General features: G+C 62.9%; 14 protein-coding genes. 6 read left to right on the top strand and 8 right to left on the bottom strand.

The features are described from left to right. Positions 1-88: 88 nt before the first annotated feature. Together U1E20_RS06830 and ubiA are read left to right on the top strand one after the other, a co-directional pair. Entirely contained in the window at positions 89-541 is a 453-nt protein-coding gene (locus U1E20_RS06830) for a hypothetical protein (RefSeq protein ID WP_409979845.1), read from the top strand. Continuing rightward, the gene (ubiA, locus tag U1E20_RS06835; protein ID WP_409979846.1) at positions 538-1,494 is read left to right on the top strand and encodes a 4-hydroxybenzoate octaprenyltransferase; all 957 of its coding nucleotides are present in this window, start codon (positions 538-540) and stop codon (positions 1,492-1,494) included. Before U1E20_RS06830 ends, ubiA begins: the two co-directional genes overlap by 4 nt. 14 nt (positions 1,495-1,508) lie before the next feature. Here the strand turns inward: ubiA and U1E20_RS06840 are convergent, their stop codons facing one another. From U1E20_RS06840 to U1E20_RS06855, 4 genes are all read right to left on the bottom strand, one after another. After that, positions 1,509-1,712 carry a hypothetical protein gene (locus U1E20_RS06840; protein WP_409979847.1) on the bottom strand — a complete coding sequence of 68 codons (204 nt, stop codon included), beginning with the start codon at positions 1,710-1,712 and terminating at the stop codon, positions 1,509-1,511. A gap of 328 nt (positions 1,713-2,040) precedes the next feature. Then, entirely contained in the window at positions 2,041-3,225 is a 1,185-nt protein-coding gene (locus U1E20_RS06845) for an ABC transporter permease (RefSeq protein ID WP_409979848.1), read from the bottom strand. Then, on the bottom strand, positions 3,222-4,151 hold the full coding sequence (locus tag U1E20_RS06850) for an ATP-binding cassette domain-containing protein (protein WP_409979849.1): 930 nt from the start codon (positions 4,149-4,151) through the stop codon (positions 3,222-3,224). The genes U1E20_RS06845 and U1E20_RS06850 overlap by 4 nt, the downstream gene beginning before the upstream one ends. Further along, on the bottom strand, positions 4,148-5,137 hold the full coding sequence (locus U1E20_RS06855; RefSeq protein WP_409979850.1) for an HlyD family secretion protein: 990 nt from the start codon (positions 5,135-5,137) through the stop codon (positions 4,148-4,150). Before U1E20_RS06855 ends, U1E20_RS06850 begins: the two co-directional genes overlap by 4 nt. Before the next feature lie 168 nt (positions 5,138-5,305). Here U1E20_RS06855 and U1E20_RS06860 point away from each other — a divergent pair, with 168 nt between their 5' ends. Both U1E20_RS06860 and U1E20_RS06865 read left to right on the top strand, forming a co-directional pair. Next, the gene (locus U1E20_RS06860) at positions 5,306-6,982 is read left to right on the top strand and encodes an electron transfer flavoprotein-ubiquinone oxidoreductase (protein ID WP_409979851.1); all 1,677 of its coding nucleotides are present in this window, start codon (positions 5,306-5,308) and stop codon (positions 6,980-6,982) included. Between the two features lie 134 nt (positions 6,983-7,116). Further along, complete coding sequence (locus U1E20_RS06865; RefSeq protein WP_409979852.1) at positions 7,117-7,905, top strand: YdcF family protein; 789 nt, start codon at positions 7,117-7,119, stop codon at positions 7,903-7,905. Here the strand turns inward: U1E20_RS06865 and U1E20_RS06870 are convergent, their stop codons facing one another. Further along, on the bottom strand, positions 7,906-8,691 hold the full coding sequence (locus tag U1E20_RS06870) for a LuxR C-terminal-related transcriptional regulator (RefSeq protein WP_409979853.1): 786 nt from the start codon (positions 8,689-8,691) through the stop codon (positions 7,906-7,908). Between the two features lie 780 nt (positions 8,692-9,471). On the opposite strand from U1E20_RS06870, the gene U1E20_RS06875 reads away from it, so the two are divergent. After that, a complete protein-coding gene (locus tag U1E20_RS06875; RefSeq protein WP_409979854.1) occupies positions 9,472-9,864 on the top strand; it encodes a hypothetical protein in 393 nt (130 codons plus the stop codon). Positions 9,865-9,880: 16 nt separating this feature from the next. Here the strand turns inward: U1E20_RS06875 and U1E20_RS06880 are convergent, their stop codons facing one another. The 3 genes from U1E20_RS06880 to U1E20_RS06890 form a co-directional block, all read right to left on the bottom strand. Beyond that, a complete protein-coding gene (locus tag U1E20_RS06880; protein WP_409979855.1) occupies positions 9,881-10,669 on the bottom strand; it encodes a DUF3108 domain-containing protein in 789 nt (262 codons plus the stop codon). 65 nt (positions 10,670-10,734) lie between these two features. After that, positions 10,735-11,151 carry a hypothetical protein gene (locus U1E20_RS06885; protein WP_409979856.1) on the bottom strand — a complete coding sequence of 139 codons (417 nt, stop codon included), beginning with the start codon at positions 11,149-11,151 and terminating at the stop codon, positions 10,735-10,737. 191 nt (positions 11,152-11,342) lie between these two features. After that, positions 11,343-12,005, bottom strand: a complete 663-nt coding sequence (locus tag U1E20_RS06890; protein ID WP_409979857.1) for a class I SAM-dependent methyltransferase — start codon at positions 12,003-12,005, stop codon at positions 11,343-11,345. Positions 12,006-12,326: 321 nt separating this feature from the next. Between U1E20_RS06890 and sseA the strand changes: the two genes are divergently transcribed. Beyond that, positions 12,327-13,202, top strand: coding sequence for a 3-mercaptopyruvate sulfurtransferase (gene sseA / locus U1E20_RS06895; RefSeq protein ID WP_409979858.1), 876 nt, complete (start codon positions 12,327-12,329; stop codon positions 13,200-13,202). Positions 13,203-13,219: the final 17 nt, after the last annotated feature.

Consider the following 13,219-nt stretch of genomic DNA (forward strand, 5'->3'; position numbering starts at 1 on the left):
CCGCTTTGTTGCGCGCAGGTTCGCTAAAACTTGCGTCGGCGGCAAGCCTGCTGGTATTGCTGCAAGCCTTATGAGCGGACCAAGAGACATGATCATTGGCGCTGTCGCTTTTCCTCGCGCCCTCGCGCGACATTCGATCTTTGCCCTCCTCGCGACGCTGATCGCGGCGAATGGCGCGCATGCGCAAAGCTGCCAGGAGGATTTTCAGAAGCTCACCGTCAAGCGGATGGCCGGCATCGAGGCGCTCAACGCCATCGGCAAGGCGGGCAAGGGCAAGATGGATCCCGAGGCCGCCTGCCCGGCCGCGCGCCGTCTCGTCGCGATCGAGACCGAGATGATGAATTACCTCGCCAAGAACAAGGAGTGGTGCAACATTCCGGACAATGTCGTCGACGGCTTCAAGGATGCGCGCGGCAAGACCCAGGGCTTTGCTTCGCAGGCCTGCGCGGCCGCGGCGAAGATGAAACAGATGCGCGATCAGGCGGCCGCCGGGGGCGGCGGCATGATGGCGCCGCCGAAGTTGCCCGCCGGGCCGCTGTGACCATCAGACGAAGCGGCGATGCGTCGGGAGCGACCGCGCTGCCCGACGCGATCGCGGACCATGCATTGCTGCGTCGCGCGCCTCCCGCGCTCCTGCCTTTTCTCCAGCTTGCGCGCCTCGACCGGCCGATCGGCTGGTGGTTGCTCCTGCTGCCTTGCTGGGAGTCGAGCGCGCTCGCGTCGGTCGCGCTGCGCGAAGGGCCAAATTTCTGGCATCTGGCCCTGTTCTTCATCGGGGCCGTCGTCATGCGCGGCGCGGGCTCGACCTATAACGACTATGTCGATCGCAAGATCGACGCCAAGGTCGAGCGCACGCGTTTGCGTCCGCTGGCCAGCGGACGGGTGACGCCGCGCGCCGCGCTGGCCTTCATCGTCGCGCAATGCCTCATCGGTCTTGCGGTGCTTCTCTCGTTTAACGGGCTGACGATCGCGCTGGGACTGATCTCGCCGCTGATCGTGCTGATCTATCCTTTCGCCAAGCGGTTCACGTCCTGGCCGCAGGCGATTCTCGGATCGGCCTTCGCCTATGGCGCGCTGCTCGGCTGGACGGCGCAGACCGGCGCGCTCGGCGCCCCGGCGCTATTCCTCTATGCCGCCGCGATCTTATGGACCATCGGCTTCGATACGATTTATGCGCTTCAGGACCTGCGCGACGACGCGATCGTCGGCGTGCGCTCGACGGCGCGTCTCTTCGGGCCGCGCGTGCAGCTCGCTGTCGGCGCTCTCTATGCCCTTTCCGCCGCGAGCGCCGCGCTCGCGGCTTTTCTGGCGGGCGGCGGATGGCTGTCCTATCTCGGCGTCGCCGCCTATGCGGCGCATCTCGTCTGGCAGACCGCGCAGACGAAGGAAGACGCCGCGCCGGCGACCGCGCTTCGCCTGTTCCGCTCCAATCGCGACGCCGGGCTGCTGCTGTTCGCCGGTTTCTTCGCGCAAAGCGCGATGTTTCTGCTCTGATCGCCAGACTAGCCCTATTTTTCGAGTTCCTTTTTCCGATCGATGCAGGAATCGATCTCCTTCTTGTCCAGCTCCCAATAGGAGCCGCCGCAGAGCGCCTGGTAGCGGCTGCTGACGAAAAACGACCAGACGTAATAGAGAGTCAGCAGCACCGCGGCGAGCGCGGCGACCTTCATGATCAAATTGAACCGCTGTTGCGGATCTTCAGTGCCGGACATTTTTATCTCCGCGCCAGAGTTATACGAAACCCGTTTGAACTGCGCGGATGTCATTCCCGACGCGCGCAACGCGCGCGATCGGGAATCCAGAGCAATCCAGCTTTGCCGGGTCGGCTCTGGATTCCCGGCCAGGCCTTCGGCCTGCCGGGAATGACGCCGTCCAAGCTAACGGATCAGCGGGAATTCGTATTAGGCCGCCATAAAATCCGCCGTCAACGATAGAGCGCGCTGCGAAAAAATGCGGCCCGGTCTTTCGCATAGAGCGCGCTCCAAATTTTTGGAATCGATCACGCTGCATTTGGGCGCTTCCACCCACATGCAGCGTGATCTAATCGAGCGTCTGTCTGAATCGCATCACCGCGACGCTCATCGCGACAAGCGTGAAAGCCGCGAGCGCGCCGGCGTCGATGGCGAGTTCGCCGAAGGTCGAGCCCTTCAGCATCACCGACCGCACGATCCGCAGGTAATGGGTGAGCGGCATCGCCTCTCCGAGATATTGCGCCCATGTCGGCATTCCATAGAAAGGAAAAAGAAAGCCCGACAAAAGCATGCTCGGCAGAAAAAAGAAGAAGGCCATTTGCATCGCCTGGAGCTGATTGACCGCGACCGTCGAGAACGTATAGCCGACCGAAAGATTGGCGACGATAAAGAGCAGCGTCAGCAAGGTGAGAGTGAACAGCGATCCGACCAAGGGCACCTGAAACAGCACCGAGGCGACAATGAGAATTGTCGCCATTTGCACGCCGCCGACGACCACATAGGGCGCGATTTTGCCGAGCATGATCTCGACCGGGAGTATCGGCATGGCGAGCAACGCCTCCATCGTTCCACGCTCGATTTCGCGCGTCACCGACATCGCCGTATACATCAGCATCGTCATGGTCAGAATCGTCCCGATCAATCCGGGAACGATATTGCGGCGGGTCTCTCCCGCCGGGTTGTAGCGGCGATGCACGCGGATATCGTAAGGTGCCGCATTTTGCGCAAGCGAGGCCAGCGGTCCGATCAACTCCCGATCGAGCGCCTGATTGGCGGCGCCGAGCGCGGCGGCGACGGCGCCCGAGGTCGCGGTCGGGTCGGTCGCGTCGGCGGTCAGCAGCAGCGCCGGCTTTTCCCCGCGAACCAGCTGGCGAGAAAAATCGGGCGGAATCTGAATGACGAATTGCACCTTGTTCGAAAGGATCAATTTGTCGGCGTCCGCCTCGCCCCGCGCGACATATTTGATGTCGAAATAATCGGTCGCCCGCAACGCGCCGATCAGCGCGCGCGCGATCGGACTGTCATCCGTGGTGAGCACGGCCGTCGGGAGATGTTTGGGATCGCTGTTGATCGCATAGCCGAACAGCATCAGCTGCATGAGCGGAATGCCGACGATCATCGCAAAGGTCGGCCGATCGCGACGAAGCTGAATAAATTCCTTCACGAACATGGCGACGAATCGCTGCCAGGACTGCGCCAGCGCGCCGCGCGCCGAACGCGAGGCGGCGCTTGGCGGGCGTTGCGGCGCGCTCATCGGTCGGCTCCGGCGCGAGTCATCAAATCGATGAACACGTCCTCGAGAGTCGGCTCGTCGCGCTTCCAGCGGTGGCGGCCTTCGGCGCCATAGCGGCGCGCAAGGCGCTCCATGGCCGCTTCGTCGCGCCCGCCCACATGCAGCGCCGAGCCGAAGCGCGCGACAATGTCGACGCCCGGCTGATGTTTCAATTCGCCGCCGAGCGCATCGAGATCCTCGCCGGTCACGACCCATGTCGAGAGATGCGCGCCGTCGATGATCTGCGGAATCGTCCCCGACGCGAGGAGCCGGCCGTTGGCGATGTAAGCGATCTTATGGCAGCGCTCGGCTTCGTCCATGTAATGGGTCGAAACCAGCACGGTCAGGCCTTGAGTCGAGAGATGATGAATCTCGTCCCAGAAATCGCGGCGCGCCTTAGGATCGACGCCGGCGGTCGGCTCATCGAGAAGAAGCAGCGACGGTCCGGGAAGGATGCAGGCGCCGAGCGCCAGCCGCTGCTTCCAGCCTCCGGACAATTCGCCGGCGAGCTGATCGGCGCGCGCCGCGAGCCCCAATCGCTCAAGCGCCGCCTGAGCCGCGCGCACCGGCGCTTCGAGATTATAGACGCGCGCGACGAATTCGAGATTTTCGCGAATGGTGAGGTCGCGATAGAGCGAAAAGCCCTGCGTCATGTAGCCGACATAACGCTTGATCTCTTCCTGCTCGCGGCGGATGTCGTAGCCGAAACATGTTCCCTCGCCCGAGTCGGGCGTCAGCAGCCCGCAGAGCATGCGGATCGTCGTTGTCTTGCCGCTGCCGTTCGGGCCGAGAAATCCCTGGATGTCGCCGCGCGCCACCTGCAGCGTGAGATTGTCGACGACCTTTTTCGCGCCGAAGGATTTGGTCAGCCCGCGCACATCGATCGCGATGTCGCTCGCGACGCTCATCGCCCCGGTTCCGTCGATTCCGGCGCGGGGCTCACGGAGACCGGCATCCCTAAAGGCAGGGCGCGCGCCGGACCTTCGAGATGCGCTTCGACCTTGAAGACGAGTTTCGCGCGCTCCCTGTCGCTAAAAATGACAGGAGGCGTATATTCCTCGCGTCCGGCGATAAAGGAAATGCGTCCGTAAAGATCGTTCGCACAGCCGTCGCATGCGACGAGCACCCGCTCGCCAAGCGCGATTTTCGGCAATTTCGGTTCGGAGACATAAAAGCGCACTTTGCGGTTCTCTGGCGGCAGCAGCGCGATGACCGGCTGGCCGGCGTTGACGATTTCGCCGGGCCGAAAATACACGTCCTGCACGACGCCGTCGGCGGGCGCGACGACGCTCTGGCGCTTGATGCGAATGTTGAGCGCATCGAGCTGCGCGCGGGCCTGTTTCAAACTGGCTTCGGCCGCTTCGATCTCCTGCGTGCGGCTCGCCATGCGCGACGCCTCGACCTGCCGGCGCGCCTCCTTCACACTCGCTTCATCGCGGGCGCGCGCCATCTCGGCGCGATCAAGCGCCGCCTTGGCGACATGGCCGTCGGCATAGAGCTTGCGTTGCCGGTCATAATCGGCGCGCGACAATTGCAACGCCGCCTCGGCGCGCTCCAGCGCCGCCTGCAAAACAGCAATCTGTTCAGGCCGATTCATCGCCGCCTGCAGATTTTCGGCTTGCGCCTCGAGTTGCGCGACGCGCGCCGCCGCCTCGTCACGAGCGCGATCGAGAAGCGCGGTCGACATCGCGAACAGCGGATCGCCCTTCTTCACCGCCGAACCGGCGGCGACCGCGACGCTCGCAATCTTTTCGCTCTCATAGGGGCCGATGTAGAGAATGTCCCCCTCGACATAGCCGAGGAAGACGTCGCCGGGATTGACCGGGCGAGCGGTGACGATCCAGACGCCAAAGGCGAGGAGCGCGATCGCAATGAAATAGGGGAGACGCTTCATGGGGCGGAAATCGGATCGCGCATGATCTGATTATGCACCTCTCTGGCCGCGCCCCGAACTTTCGCCGGAAATGGCTCGATCAAAGCCTTGCTCAAACGCGAAACTCCTTTTGCCGCAGCCCGCGCAAAAAGGCTAGAATGTCTCCAAGAAAGGCAAAAGGGATTGAAAATGACTGAAGATACGGAGCTGCCGCCGCGCGAATCGATGGAATATGACGTGGTCGTCGTCGGCGCGGGCCCGGCCGGCCTCGCCGCGGCGATTCGCTTGAAGCAGGTCGCGCCAGATCTTTCAGTCGTCGTCATCGAAAAAGGCTCCGAGCCCGGCGCGCATATTCTGTCTGGCGCGGTGATCGACCCGATCGGCCTCGACCGACTTCTGCCCGAATGGCGTACGCGCGACGATTCTCCGCTCAAAACTCAGGTGCATGAAGATCATTTTCTGCTGCTGTCGGAAAAAGGCGGGTTTCGCATTCCCAATATGTTGATGCCGCGGCTGATGAACAACCATGGCAATTTTATCGGCTCGCTCGGCAATGTCGTTCGCTTTCTCGCCTCCGAAGCTGAAACCCTCGGCGTCGAAATCTATCCCGGCTTCGCCGGCGCCGAAGTCCTGTATGGCGATCAGGGCGAGGTCGTCGGCGTCGCGACCGGCGACATGGGCGTGGGCCGCGACGGCGAACCCAAGGACAGTTTCACCCGCGGGATGGAGCTTAGGGGCAAATATACGATTTTCGCCGAAGGCGCGCGCGGCTCGCTGACCAAGCAACTGCTGGCGAGATACGATCTTTGCGCGAAGAGCGAGCCGCAGAAATTCGGCATCGGCTTCAAGGAACTTTGGCGTATTCAAAAGGAAAAGCATAAGGACGGGCTGGTGCAGCATTCCTTCGGCTGGCCGCTCGCCGGCGACACCGGCGGCGGCTCTTTCCTCTATCATTTCGACGACGATCTCGTGTCGATCGGTTTCGTCGTCCATCTCAACTATTCGAATCCGACGCTCTCTCCCTTCGACGAGTTTCAGCGCTTCAAGACGCATCCGATGATCGCGCCGACGCTCGAAGGCGGCGAGCGCCTGTCCTATGGCGCGCGCGCGCTGACCGAGGGCGGCTGGCAGAGCGTGCCGAAGCTGGTCATGCCCGGCGGCGCGCTGGTCGGCTGCGCCGCGGGCTTCATGAATGTGCCGCGCATCAAGGGGTCGCATAATGCGATGCTCTCCGGGATTCTGTGCGCCGATCATGTCGCGGCGGCGATCGCCGAAGGCCGCGCGCATGACGAAATCGCCGCCTATGACGCGGCGTGGCGCGCGTCCGACATCGGCCGCGATCTAAAGCCGGTTCGCAACGTCAAGCCGCTCTGGTCCAAATACGGCACCTATGTCGGCGCGCCGCTCTTTGGCCTCGACATGTGGACGAACGAATTGTTCGGCTTTTCCCTCTTCGGCACGCTCAAGCACGGCAAGGCCGATTACGAGACCTTAACGCCGCTCTCGGAAGTGACGCCGATCGTCTATCCGAAACGCGCCGGCGATCTCGTCTTCGACAAACTGTCGTCGGTGTTCGTCTCGAACACCAATCACGAAGAAGATCAGCCGGTTCATTTGAAGCTCGCCGATCCCACGATCCCGATCGATCGCAATCTTCCGGTCTATGGCGAGCCGGCCCGGCTCTATTGTCCGGCCGGCGTCTATGAAGTGGTCTACGCCGACGAGGAGATGCGCCGCGATCCGCGATTCGTCATCAACGCGCAGAATTGCGTCCACTGCAAGACATGCGACATCAAGGACCCGGCGCAGAATATCACCTGGGCGCCGCCGGAAGGCGGCGGCGGTCCGAATTACCCGAATATGTGAGCGGTTTTCCGTCCGAAGAGCGGGCGAAGCGCGGCGCGAAGGACGAGGGCGGCGGCGGCGCTCTTTGCATGGAGCCGTCATTGCTTCGTCGCCTCGCGCCTCGCAAAGAAGCGCGGAGGAGTCCCTAAACGCAAATGTTTTTCCTCGCCTCGAAAATCCTCGGCTACCTTCTGGCGCCCATCCATGTCGCCGTCTTTCTTTGCGTCATCGGCGCGATGCTGCTCTACACGCGCTGGCGCGCATGGGGGCGCGCGCTTGCCACCATGGGCGCGCTCGCGCTGCTGCTCATGGGTTTCACGCCGCTCGGCGCCATGCTCGCGGCGCCGCTCGAAGGCCGTTTTCACGAAGCGCCGCGCGATCTGCCGGCGCCGCCTGACGGAATCATCGTGCTCGGCGGCGCGGCCGATGCGGAATTGAGCGCCGAGAGAAGCTGGCCGATATTGTCGGAGGCGGCGGAACGCCTGACGACGCCGATCGCGCTGATGCGCAAATATCCAGAGGCGCGACTAATTTTCAGCGGCGGATCGGCGGCGCCGCTTGGCATTCCGGAGACGGAGGTCGCGAAACAATTTTGGAACGACGTCGGCCTTGACGAAAGCCGCGTCTTCTATGAAGAGCGCTCGCGCAATACGCTCGAAAACGCCATCTTCACGCGCGACCTGGTTCAGCCGAAGGCGGGCGAACGCTGGCTGCTCGTCACTTCCGCCATGCACATGCCGCGCGCGATCGGCGTCTTTCGCAAAGCGGGATTTCCGGTGATCGCCTTTCCGGTCGATTACCGCACGCATCGCGATATCCGGCGCCTAGAAATTCCAGGCGCGCTCGGCGCATTCGCCCTCTTCGAATCCGCCGCGCATGAATGGGCGGGGCTTGTCGCTTATTGGCTGACTGGAAAGACCGACACGCTCTTTCCCGCGCCGTGATCAATCCGAGCGATTACGCCGTCCGCGCGACGCGCCCGCCGGCTCCATGCTGCGCCCGCCCCCGCCGCCAGGATAAGCGCCGTGTTTCATTTCCAGGAAAAGAGCGATGGCCTGGGCGCGATTGCGCACCTCGAGCTTTTCGAAAAGATTGCGCAAATGGAACTTGATCGTGTTGATCGAGACCCCGAAATCCTTTGCGAGCTGGCTGTTGGTATGGCCGGAGCCGAGCGCCGACAGCAGGCTTCGCTCCCGCAAGGTCAGATTTTCCAGCGGGTCGCTGCGCATTTTGCGAATGTCGACGAAAGGAAAAACCATGTCGCCGGCCGCCACCGCGGCGAGCACGTCGAGAAGCCGCTCCGGCGGGGCCCGCTTCGAGACGAAGCCCGCGCCGCCAAGCTGGAGAGTCTCGGCCGGCGCAGCAGGATCATTGGTGCCGCTGTAGACGACGATTTTGGGCGCGGCGACCTGGCGCGACAGCGCCCGCAGCACGTCGCGGGCGTGCAGCGTCGGCAATTGCCAGCCGATGACCGCGATGGTGAATTTTTGCTGGCGCGCCGCCTCAAGGAATTCCTCGCCGTCGGTCAGCTTGGCCACGAGGTTGAAGCGGCGATCGTCCGACAGCAGCTTGTCGAGACCGGCAAGGATCAGCGGGCTCTTGTCCGCGACGGCGACGTCGATGCGTTCCACTTCGGCCGTCGCCTGCGCGCCGTCGGGGCCATTGGCGCGCGCGGCGCGGCCACCATCCTTATGGTCGTTTCCGGCCCTGGTCGAAGAGGTAGGAGCCATCTAGCCTCCACCGCCACGCGAGCGCGGCGCATGTGTCCGATTCGCCCCCAACAAACTCGGACATAGAGCAAATTCTGGCCCGTCGGGTCGGCGCTGCCCGCCCGATCGAAGTGGGCGTATCACCATAGCGCAGGCGCCGGCGGATGCAAGCCTCTTCGGGCGCAGGAGAAGGGTCGGCCGGCAAGAAAAACGGCGCGCTGGCCGAGCCAGCGCGCCGTATTTATAAGCTGCTTAAGAGCTGGTCTTAGTCGCTGAACACCCAGCGGGCGGCGAAATAAGCGGCCGCGCCAATGACGATGATCGCGATCATGCCGACCGGAGTCGCTGCATAGCTCGTCAGTTCAAGAATAGCGCCCATAGTTTCCTCCTTCTGTCACACACTGCGGGTTTGCCACATGCCGAGATTCACGCTGCAATCCGCGATGCGGCATTGCGGTCGTTGTAGAATTGGTCAAGTGGATAGCATGGCTGACGCCGGCCCAATTCGGTCTCAGTTCAACATCGACCTCACTTAGGCGGGAACGCGTCTGCATCGCTTATTCGGCCCTAGCCGCGCCCGGAGAGCCATAATGCTCGCAGCTCTCGGCCGCTGTTCCGAAATGCGGTCGTTTGGAAGTATTGCAGACGCACAGTCCTGTCAAGCGACTGAAATGGCCGCAGATGCGCTGCATCGCCGCATCGACGGCCCCAAGCACAGGCTTAGTTTGCGCTTGCCGTCGCCTCGCCTCCGCGACTATCTATCAAAGCGCGGCGCCCGTCCTTCTCGCGAGCAAACCTTCCATGTTCAGGTTCGTGATCATCGCCGTCGCCTTGGCGGCCGCAGGGTTTTCAGCCTTTTACGCCTTCCGGCGCTCGCCCGTCTGTTCCGCCGACGGCAAATATATGGCGACGCGGAGCGACTGCGAGGCATGGGGCTTCGCGCCCGACATATGCAAGCAGGCGATCGAAAAAGCGCGCGCGGTCGTCGTGCGGGCGGCGCCGAAAACCGAGACCATGTTTCAGTGCGAAGTGCGTTTTTCGGACTGTTTCCAGGCCCCGGAAGGAGGCTTTTCGCCCCAGCCCTCATTTTGCCTGCGCCCGGGCGCGAACGCCGAGCCTCTAGAAGTCAGATATCTCGAATATGAGTCTGATCGCATGAACCGGAAGAAGACGAAGGAAGTTCGGGTCAACTGAAATCGGCGCGAGAAGTTCAACGCCTGGAGTCGGCGCGGCGCTGATTGATCTCGAATTCAGAAGCGTCGATGACGAGCCTGCCGGCGGCGGTGCCGATCGCGATGTGGATCGGCACGACGACATGGGCGTCGGGCAGCGGCGCGAGCCAGACGCTGATGTCGTGATTATTCGCCATATAGCGGGTGGACGAACTGTCCGGACGGTGGCCGGCGATCGGCATATAGCGCGCCGAACAGACGGTGACGGGACCGGCGTAGCCTCTGATTTGCGCCACGTGATCGCCGGCGTAGGCGAGTTCCACGTCGAAGCGCGTGACGCCGTCGAACACCGAAATGGTCCGGTTGCACGCTGATGGACCGGTAAGCTGCTCTCCTGGCGGCACCCTCATGATCAGCGCGCTGACCGGGTCGACGATGTGGCGCTTGGCGCTTTCCGTGACCGGGATGCGCGCCTCGGCGTCCCAGGGCGCCGGCCTTACGTCGACCGTGCGCACGGCGTTGCCGGCGAGCGACATGCGCACCGTGCGCGTCTCGTCGCTGTTCGAAGTGGTGTTGGCGTAGCTTGCCGGCGAGGGGCCCGCCAGGGTCAGCCCGCCGCTGGCGCTGGCGGCGCCCCGGGCGTTGTTGATCAGATTGGCGAGGCCGGTCGTCCGCATCGAGATTTCGACCCGATAGGTCTGCGGATCGACGACGCCCGACGCATAGGCGCTGCCGATCGAAAGCCCCATCAGGCTCAACGCATAATGCGCCCTGAGAGTCTCAGCCCCGGCCGGCGCGCCAAGCGCCAGGCAAAGGGCCAGAGGCATGGCGAGGGCGACGATGTCCCGGCCCAACGTTTTTAGGCGTTGCTCAACCGCGGCGGCGCAGAGGCTCAGGCCCATTCCTGCCAATGTCCGTCCTCGAATATGCGCCATGCCCGCAATCCAGCCTTTGCGACAACGAGACGTCCCGCCTTGGCCTCAGAGACAAGATGCTTGAATACGAGAGGATTGCGCCAGGAAAAGGGCTTTTCCGGGTCGCAGACGGCGAGATATTCGTCGCTGTCGGGGTCGTCCATCAGCAGGGCGCCGACCCGATCGGGCCGCAGTTGCGAGGAGAAGCTGCGCTCGTCCTTCCATCGGCAATAATAGTCGCGGCACACTTGCGGGCGCGTGTCGTAAACGCCGCAGCCGCCGGCCTGCGCGCAATGCTCGCAAAGCTTGCCGGCCGGCTTCTTGAATTCTTCGATTTCAAGCACCTTGCAGCAGAAGAAGCAGGAGCCGCAGGCCTTGCCGGGGATGTCGAGCATGAGGGTTAAGCGCCGATGGCGAGAGATTCGAATCGGCGTATTGTGAACGCGAGCGCGCCGGATGCAAGCAGCGCCGGGCGGATGAACAGGGAATTCGGGCGGATCAGTCCGTCGGCGCGCAAGGCTGCGCTCGGGACGCTTGCCGCTCGCTTCGGTCCGGTTTGGACGAAGCCGGGTCGTAGGCCGATCGACTATGGTTGCTTTGACAGCGCATACCACCGCCTGCCGCCATATTTCGACACATAGGGCAGACCGATCATGACGCACCTTGAAAAGCCTGTTTCTTTGAACAGTCTCAAGATGCTGGGCTCTGTATGCCACCAGGAATGCGCGTTGCCGACGGACGCCTGCAGATTCGTTTGTTCCGGATACAAGATTCCTTCATAGCCGGATTGACGCTCAATCGCGTCCGCGTCCAATTTCATTTGATCCCAGACATCCTGCGCGACGAGATCTCTGATGTGGACCTGGGTGTCGATGATCACCCGGCTGCCTTTCGGGCAACGCGTCAGCAAGTCGATCTGATCGTCGAGGGTCAGATGATATAAGAGCCCAAGAATCAAAATCACGTCAAAGCCGGCCAGGTCGAATGTGCGGACGTCTTGCAGCTTGAACGATACGTTCGGCGGCAGAACCGCGGGTTTTCTGTCTTGTCGCGCGTCGACGGCGGTGACGCGATAACCATGCGCTGCGGCGGCGCATGAAAAAATGCAGTGCCCGGCGCCAAGATCGACAAGTTTGCGATCACGTTCGACAGTAATATGTCTCAGGATGTGATCGAGTATTGTCCGCCGGTGCGTGTCGCCGGTCTGTAGAAACATATATTTTGAGTCATCGATCATCATCGCTTTCAATTCCTGCTCTTGTCGGAACGCTCGGGCGAATAACGCATGCGGCAGGGAAGCGGCAAACGGTCAAGCCATGAGAGCGAGTGTAGGCGTAAATCGACTCTCGGCTGCTCTTTCTCGACAGCCGCGCCGGGATGCTCCAGATGGCCTCCGATTCGGAAACGAGAATGCTTTCATTCGGCGTTTACGACAAGGCCGACGCGCCATTGCGAACGATGTCTGGCGGACAGGACGCGAAGAGGCGCTGAAATCGCAGCTAGCCCAAGCTTCCATCGTCAGGTCGTGATGAGTTGGCGCCGGTCGCCGCAACGCGGTATGAGCAAATTCATGGCGCGCCAAATCGATCCCAAAAGCCTCTTGGTCTCCACGCAATGGCTCGCCGACCAGCTCGGCGCGCCCGATCTCCTCGTCTTCGACGCGTCCTGGCACATGCCCGCGACCAAGCGCGATCCACGCGCGGAATATCTTGACGGCCATATCCCCGGCGCCGTGTTCTTCGATATCGACGCCGTCGCCGACCATTCGACCGACCTGCCGCATATGCTGCCCGCGCCGGACGTCTTCGCCGCGGAGATGAGCCGGCTGGGATTTGGCGACGGCATGCGGGCCGTCGTCTATGACGCCGTCGGCATTTTCTCGGCGCCGCGCCTGTGGTGGACGCTCAATGTTTTTGGCGCCGAAAGAGTTTCTGTCCTCGCCGGCGGTCTGCCCGCCTGGAAGGCCGAAGGCCGGCCGCTCGAACAAGGCGAGGCGCATCAGAGAGCGCCCGCGCGATTTACCCCCCGTATCGACGCGCGCCTCGTCGCCGACGCCGACGCCGTGCGGCGCGCGATCGAACTTGGCGACCCGCAAGTGGTGGACGCGCGCGGCGCCGAGCGTTTCCACGGCTGGGCGCCAGAGCCGCGACAGGGGCTGCGTTCCGGCCATATGCCAGGCGCGTTCAATCTTCCCTACGGCAATGTTCTCGACGGCGGGCGCGTAATGAAGGAGAGAGCGGGCCTCGAAGCGGCGTTTTCCTCGGCGGGCGTCAATCCCGACGCGCCGGTCATCGCGACCTGCGGCTCCGGGCTCAGCGCTTGCATCATCAGCCTCGCGCTCGCCGCGATGGGCCGACCGATGGCGACGGTCTATGACGGGTCCTGGACGGAATGGGGCGCAAGGGAAGATTTGCCTGCGGTCGTCGACGATCGAGGCATCGCCTGATTATTGTGCTTAATGCA

Source organism: Methylocystis sp., from assembly GCF_046349115.1.
GTDB lineage: Bacteria > Pseudomonadota > Alphaproteobacteria > Rhizobiales > Beijerinckiaceae > Methylocystis.

What these genes read in the sequence shown, in the direction of transcription:
- U1E20_RS06880 (WP_409979855.1), bottom strand. Translation starts at nt 10,669, where the DNA reads ATGCCTCTGGCCCTTTGCCTGGCGCTTGGCGCGCCGGCCGGGGCTGAG.
- sseA (WP_409979858.1), top strand. Translation starts at nt 12,327, where the DNA reads ATGGCGCGCCAAATCGATCCCAAAAGCCTCTTGGTCTCCACGCAATGG.
- U1E20_RS06840 (WP_409979847.1), bottom strand. Translation starts at nt 1,712, where the DNA reads ATGTCCGGCACTGAAGATCCGCAACAGCGGTTCAATTTGATCATGAAG.
- U1E20_RS06845 (WP_409979848.1), bottom strand. Translation starts at nt 3,225, where the DNA reads ATGAGCGCGCCGCAACGCCCGCCAAGCGCCGCCTCGCGTTCGGCGCGC.
- U1E20_RS06830 (WP_409979845.1), top strand. Translation starts at nt 89, where the DNA reads ATGATCATTGGCGCTGTCGCTTTTCCTCGCGCCCTCGCGCGACATTCG.
- U1E20_RS06885 (WP_409979856.1), bottom strand. Translation starts at nt 11,151, where the DNA reads ATGCTCGACATCCCCGGCAAGGCCTGCGGCTCCTGCTTCTTCTGCTGC.
- U1E20_RS06865 (WP_409979852.1), top strand. Translation starts at nt 7,117, where the DNA reads ATGTTTTTCCTCGCCTCGAAAATCCTCGGCTACCTTCTGGCGCCCATC.
- U1E20_RS06855 (WP_409979850.1), bottom strand. Translation starts at nt 5,137, where the DNA reads ATGAAGCGTCTCCCCTATTTCATTGCGATCGCGCTCCTCGCCTTTGGC.
- U1E20_RS06850 (WP_409979849.1), bottom strand. Translation starts at nt 4,151, where the DNA reads ATGAGCGTCGCGAGCGACATCGCGATCGATGTGCGCGGGCTGACCAAA.
- U1E20_RS06860 (WP_409979851.1), top strand. Translation starts at nt 5,306, where the DNA reads ATGACTGAAGATACGGAGCTGCCGCCGCGCGAATCGATGGAATATGAC.
- U1E20_RS06875 (WP_409979854.1), top strand. Translation starts at nt 9,472, where the DNA reads ATGTTCAGGTTCGTGATCATCGCCGTCGCCTTGGCGGCCGCAGGGTTT.
- U1E20_RS06870 (WP_409979853.1), bottom strand. Translation starts at nt 8,691, where the DNA reads ATGGCTCCTACCTCTTCGACCAGGGCCGGAAACGACCATAAGGATGGT.